A 7,081-nucleotide genomic window follows, 5' to 3' on the forward strand; every position below is an offset into this window, starting at 1 on the left:
CCTCCTTACTTTATTTTAGCCAAAACATCCTGGAAAATTGCATAATTCTTCTTCACGCCATCGTCCAGGTCAATGGAAATCATCTGGTCAGCAAGGTGATGAATCTTTTCCTCGTAGGTTCTAATCTCTGTATCCTGTGCCTGCAAGGTAGTCAGCTTTTTATTCAGCTTTACACGCTCGCCAGTGGAAGCATTGGCAATACGCTGTTCCAGATCGGCAATAGCAGTGCGATAACGAGCCTGCTGTTCATGCACATAATCGGTACGGATACGGGCAACAGTGTCCGGCTGATAACGGTGCATATAGATCAGAGCCTTAAAGCCATTCTTCTTGCCACTGTCAAACAGCCAGTAAATCGGGCGTTTCTGATAAATCTTGCAATGGTCAGAATAGAAATCATTGATAAAATAATTTCTGATTACGTCTTTCGGCTGACCTTTTCCGCCCAAAGCATCGGCAATGAATTTCAGGTTTTCGTCCAACGTATCTGCGCCGTAAACAGTTTTTACAAATTCCACAAACAGACCGACAATATCATCTTCAAAGTATTCATCGTCGCAAATCGGGATAATGTTATCCTTATCCGCAGCGAAAGAAGCGTACTTGCTGGCATCCCATTCGCCACCTACATAAGCAAGACCGTCCACATCCAGAGAGTAGCGACCAAACATACAACCAACCGCATAGGAAATGAAAGAACGAATATCTCTGCCAAGATCAGCCTTGCGAACAGTAACGTCCTTATCCTCAATTTTATATGACATTTCATTATCCATTCCGTATGCTGAAATGAATAATTTGTTTAATTTTTCCTCAGCCTCTTTCTGACAAAGGAATCGTTTTTCGCATATCTCATTCCATATATTAAATGCTTGCTCGATTGATCTTGCATTTCCATTTGAAGCAATTTCGACCAACGGATGTTTCAGGAAATCCCAAGATATTTCAAATGAGTCCCAATCGTCTTCAGCTAATTTTTGATTTTCCTCAGATAAACGGATTATCATATCCTTTTCATCTTCTTTGAACATAAGAGGAAGTCCCGTAACATCTCCAACATTTTTACAAACGCTCGGATTTAACAATTCCATCATTGAGCGTGTAATTGGAGTATTCAAAAAAGCCATTATAATTGCAAGTTGTTTTTTATCATCAATTAAAATTGCTGGAGAAGCTGTTTCAAATAATGTATCTTCTCGCAAATATCTTGCCGCAAATCCCTTGCTTGTTGCAATATGATTCCAGCATATACCTTTTCTAAACCAAATATATTCAGGCGCAATACGAGCAACTTTATCTGCTCTATAATGCTTTCTGGCTTCATCACTCCAGTCAATAAGATCAAGAACATTTCCGTACCATTTTCTTGAATCGCCACCTTTAGCAATTAAAGCCCATTTTTTCCCTTGTCCAATTTTTTCCCTTTCTACCTCCCAAATATTTCTCATATATAAATCATTGTTTCCTGTTTTGGTTTGACCATCCGAAACAATATATCTTTCAATCTTAGGAGCTGCAAACGCAGATAGCATGGCATTGCTGAAAGAATATGTAATCGCATGATTAGGTATATTTACAAACATTGAACTCTTAGCTACATGACCTTCATTTCTTTCAACAAAAAAAGCTGCTTCTTTTTCGCTGGAAGGCGGATAATTACTATTAAGGTCTAAAAATCTCGATTCATAATCCTGATGAGGTATAGCAAACATTACAAAAGCTGCTCCCAAAGCTACCTTTGAATTGAGTTCAGGAAATGAATTAAAGCCGATATGGATAAGGTTAACTAACCGATCGGTTACAACCTTATCTCTAAATTTAGCAAATGATGGTGTAAATAAAAAGGCTTGCTGCGTTATCATTGCTTGTAATCCTGCTTTATTAAGCATAGATAATCCTTTTTCCATAAACACTGCAAATAAATCCGCTTTTGCTTCTGGAAATTTTTTCTTTACATATTCGTTTACTTTTCCACCTGCGTTGCTAACTGCCATATAAGGCGGATTTGTCACAACCACATCATACTTTTGTGCCAGTGCTTCCGCCACCTGTACCAACGGCAAAAGTTCTCTCAATGCCGTCTCACGGGACATATTTATATCTTCTGTAATCTCTGCAAATCGGTCATACAGAGCAGACCAATCCTGCGGCGTTACGGTCAGAATAGAACCGTATTCCTTTGCATCATGCAGTTCTTTGATGATGGTATCCATAGCCGCTGTGAGCTTCATATCGCCATTACAGAAATAGTCCACAGCAAATTTATCTACATGATTGCTCTCCACAATGGCATATACATGGGGCTGAATACCACGGCTGAAGAAGCGGCGGTCATACTGACGGGCTTTCATCATTACCGCAAAGTAAGCCAACTGTGCCGCACGGTCATCAATATCCAAACCGTAAAGATTGTTCTCCACAATGCTTGCCACCGCCTCACGGGTAGTATAGCCGTAGGATTCATAAATCTTCATCAGCACATCGAACATATATGCAAGAATATGACCAGAACCGGAGCATGGGTCAATGACTTTCAGCTGATCCGGTGTCAGTGCGGCGTATTCCTTGCGAATCTCAGCCAGCCGTGTCCGCACTTCCGGCTCCTGCTCGGCTTCTTCCAGGTAGTAATGCCATTTGGTATCTTCCGGGTCACGGTTTCCGGCAGCATAGGCAGACTGTTCTTCCTCGGTAGGCAGAAGCTGCTCCTTGACATCCGGGTGTCCCTCCAGCCACAGGCGACCAAGGCTGTTCTCTACCATGTAGCGAACAATCCAGTCCGGTGTGAAAAGCTGGGTTGCTGCAGGGATGTTTTCTTTTGTGATTTTCACATTCTTTTTCAGTGCTGCGAAAACATCGTCTTTTTTCTCACTGTTATAATACTGATACAGCCAGCCGATGATCTGGACAGCATCCTTCCAGTCCTCCTCCGGTATCAGTTCGATCATCTGCTGAATGACACTACCTTCACGGAGCAGATTGTCCGGCAGAAGAAGCTCGGTGTAATCCGCAATCTTCTGGAACATTCCCGGAAGAATCTTATTCAAAGCGTTACACTGCACAATCAGCAGATATTTATACAGTTCTTCGGTCTTTTCTGCATCTTTCAGTTCATAGACCTTTTCCATATCCAATCCATCCAAATCCAGATGGATGGCTTCGGTTATAATCTGCGGCTTAAAATTGTTTTCCTCGTCCGTAAACACACGCACATGGGAAGGAAGATAGCCGTTGACTTCCATGAACCGCAGAGCAGAAAAGCGATTGAACCAAGTGTAGGCAACCTCCTCCATGACCTGCTTATATCCTTTATCGTTAATCTCGGCAATCAGAGCCTGACGCTGTTTCTTTTCATCGGCAGTGAGGACTTTGCCGCCAACGCTGTCCGCATTGGCATCCTCAATGTTGTCCTCTGTGATACCATATTCCACACCTTTCAGGGAAACACGGGCGATCAGCTCTGTTCTTGCCCAGACAGCAAATTTTTTAATCGCATTCTTATCCATACTCGTCTCCTTAATTCAGCTTGATCTCGTCGCAATTCTTCAGCAACTGTTTCAGCTGAGAACGAATCTTCTCTACATAATCATCAATATCCGCATCCGTCTGTAAGGTCTTTGCCTGGAATACAACCTGACGGCTATAGGCACGAACCACTTTTTTCTTTACCGGAGCTGCTTCTTTTCCCGGCTGTGTCGGCTGTACTGGCGGCTTCGGTGCAGGTGGAGCCAGAACGGACTCGATATTGCTGACCGTATCATCCTTGTACTGACACATCGGCAGGAACATAGCATCCAGAAGGGCAAGGCTCTTTAATTCTGCGATTTTCTCCTTGCACTGGCTGAAATATTTGTCTGATTTTTCAATCAGATGGGATGCCTTAGAATCGCCGTTTGCGGCAGTATGGGTTGCTTCCATACACTGACGAACCGTTTCCAGAACCTCGGCACGTTTTTCTTCCAGCATTTTGTCATGGGCGGTGCGAACCGTATCCATCAATGGATTCAATTCCCGAATCCGGGTATAGTTGAACTTGCTTCCGGTCTGAACCATCGTAATCAGACGAATGGTATTCAATGCCTTGTGTGCTTCCTCATTTTCTGCAATACGGTCGAGGTCATCGTGCAGGGAATTTTCAAACTGCACTGCCTGGTCGAATACTGTAACCTGGGTCTTGAAGAAGTTTTCAATGCCGTTGTTCATGGCTTCTTTGTTATCAAAGAGGGCATCCTCTTTTTTCAGGACACGCTCAATCAGGGCAATATTGTCTTTCTTCTGAGAAAGTACATCATCCATCAGATGAATGGCTTCCTGCACCAATGCACGATCCGGGTATTTATGTCCATCATAACGGGCATCCAGAGAAGCATAGTAATCACGCTGTTCACCGAATTTCTCGGTCACAAAGCGAATCAGACCATCTTCATCATCCGGTACATCCATAACATCGAAATAGTCACGAAGCATTGATTTTACATCACGCATCATCGTAGCGGAAATGGTTTTACGCTTACTGATGGAAGTCTTTCCGATTTCACTCTTTTTGCGGAGCATATCCGGCAGTTTCGGGTCATCCGGCTGGATGGTATTGCCTGCATACTTGATAGTCACTTTCTGGGAATAAATCAGCTGTGCCGCAACCGCAGCAATGTCGATTTCTTTCCAGCCATACGGAATCGCACTGTATTTGCTTTGCACATCTGCCATAGATGTCGGCAGTTTTTTCGCATCCTGCATTTCCAGATATTCTTCCATAGCAGAAGCAGCATCACGGTTCGGCTCCATGCCCGGAAGTGCTGTTACCGCACCTGTCAGGATTGCAATAATATCTGCATCACTGCCTGCATTATCTGTAATCAGGTCGAGCTTGCTATATACATGAGCAACCAGATATTCAAGAGACTGGTCAATCTTGCTCTTGGCATTTCCGGCTTTGATTTCCAAATGCTCACCGTCTACATAGAACTGTGCCCCCTCGATAGCATTTTGCAATTCAGTCATGGCACTCAGCTCATATTTTCCGGCTTCGTCCTGCTGGTCACTGATGATTTTCTGCACACTCTTTGGAAGCTGACTTACATTTCTCTGCTTTACATACTTGCGAATCTTCATGGCAGATTCCAGAGATTCATAGTAAGGTGTATCAGCCAGAACAACGATTGCTTCATTACCTTTGGACTCTGCCATCAAACGGTAATCTGTTTTTTCAATGGCATCAGTAGCAACAGTCAGGAAGCGCAGACGCATACCGCCTGTTGCCACACCAACGGTAATGCCATCCACCATCTGGTCGAAAGCAAAGTCATATTTTCCATAGCGGAACTTCTTGGTTGTGAAAATATCGCCGTAAATCATCTGAGCGATACGCTCCACGATAGAAGCGGTATCTACATTGGTATCTCGGATTTCACGCTGAATGTCCTGTTCTTCATCCGTTAGGAAGTTATAGGTGTCGCCGGTTCTGCCAATATAGTTCTGGCTCATCAGACGGTCAAGGCATCCACGGACAGCTTCACGCATGATAATCTTATCTACACGAATATCGTCTGCCATGAGGATAACGATATTGTCCAGATTGGAAGGAATATCATCAATGTAACGAATCAAATATAACAATTTCAGTACATCTACATCCTGCTGTTCGATGCCATCACCGTTGTCAGCAGCTTTCTGGCAACGCTCGATTACTCGACGGATAGAACCGTCCAGGAAAGTATGTACGGTGTCATAAAAACGGAAGAAAGGAACAAGTGCGTATTCATCCTTCTCCTGAATTTTCTGTGCAGCTTCCTGGAAGCCGGAGAGCATGGAACGCTCACCACCAGACAGGTGCTTGCCGGAATTTCCGTGCTTCCGAATTTCAGCAAATACCTTCTGCATAATGATGAACTGATACGGCACGAACGGGAAATTCTCTGTAAATTCTCTCGGACCGGAGTAGCCTTTAATATCCAGAATAGAGCCGCTGAAGCTGAACAGATTGCGAAGAACAGAATCATTCTGTTCATAAACGCCTTCCAGGTCTTTGGCTGCTTCTGGCTTCTTTTTCAAAATACGTTTCTGGATGACTTCATCCACGGAGGAAGAAGATAAGCTCAGTCTTGTCTTGAAACGAGCCTGGATACGGGAGAACTCATCCGCACGAACTTTGATGATTTCATCAATGGCTTCCTGTCCGGTGCAGATTACCCAAATCTTACCTTCACACTCACTTCCGATTTTCTCAGTCAGAGACTGGAGGTTCAAAAGCATATCGGTATCTGTGCCAACATACTGACCAACCTCGTCAATCATAAACAGCAGACGGAAGTTAGCAGGCTTGGTATCCACATAGGCTTTCATATCTTCAACAAGCTGTGCAATAGAAATTTCGGTTGCGGTTTTATCATTAAACCATGCCTTAGCATCGTCCTCGCTCATATCCAGAACTTCCATCAATGTCGGGATGATGAACTTGCCATTAAAAGCAAAGGCACGGCGCATTTCCAGCCAGGACTTACCTTTCTTTTCTTCAAAAACTCTACGGAACTCCTCGGTCTTACCCTGCTGGTCAATATAACGCTCCATCATGGCAACTTTCAGATTCTCACCGTAAAATCCCAGATGGTTATAGAACATTTTTGCAAAAACACGAAGAACAGCCGTCTTGTCTTTATTGCTGAATCCCTCAATATCAATATTGAACAGAATTGTCTCAGTCGGTCCTTTTGTAGCACGGTCGATCAGCATAAAGGTTGCCGGATCGTCCTCAAACTTTTTACGGAAACGCTCTACACTGCGGATGCCTTTTACCTCTTTATTTTCCAGAAGGTAAGAAAGCATTTTCAGAAAGTGAGATTTACCACTTCCAAAGAAACCAGAAATCCAAACACCCATATCGGCGGTCGGCTGGTCAAAGGCATCTCCATAATAGTTAAAGAAAGTAATGAAGTGTTTCTTCAATTCTCTGGTGATGACATATTCATTTAATTCCTGCTCGATCACATCGTCAGCAGCCTGGTCAACTTTAATAACACCATTGATTTTGCGGTTGATGTCATCCGCAAACATATCTCGAATCATCATGGCTTTATCCCCCTTAATC

General features: G+C 43.6%; 2 protein-coding genes. Both read right to left on the reverse strand.

Annotation, left to right across the window (positions count from 1 at the left end):
* Positions 1-5 precede the first annotated feature (5 nt).
* Positions 6-3,503, reverse strand: a complete 3,498-nt coding sequence (gene pglX / locus ACR0QE_RS02050; protein ID WP_432626721.1) for a BREX-1 system adenine-specific DNA-methyltransferase PglX — start codon at positions 3,501-3,503, stop codon at positions 6-8.
* Positions 3,504-3,513: 10 nt separating this feature from the next.
* On the reverse strand, positions 3,514-7,062 hold the full coding sequence (gene brxC / locus ACR0QE_RS02055; RefSeq protein WP_432626722.1) for a BREX system P-loop protein BrxC: 3,549 nt from the start codon (positions 7,060-7,062) through the stop codon (positions 3,514-3,516).
* Between the last annotated feature and the right edge of the window lie 19 nt (positions 7,063-7,081).

Origin of the sequence: Brotaphodocola sp. (assembly GCF_050873065.1) — a bacterium.
In the GTDB taxonomy this organism is placed as follows: domain Bacteria; phylum Bacillota; class Clostridia; order Lachnospirales; family Lachnospiraceae; genus Brotaphodocola.

Coding starts and splice junctions, on each gene's coding strand:
- pglX (WP_432626721.1), bottom strand. CDS start 3,503: ATGGATAAGAATGCGATTAAAAAATTTGCTGTCTGGGCAAGAACAGAG.
- brxC (WP_432626722.1), bottom strand. CDS start 7,062: ATGATGATTCGAGATATGTTTGCGGATGACATCAACCGCAAAATCAAT.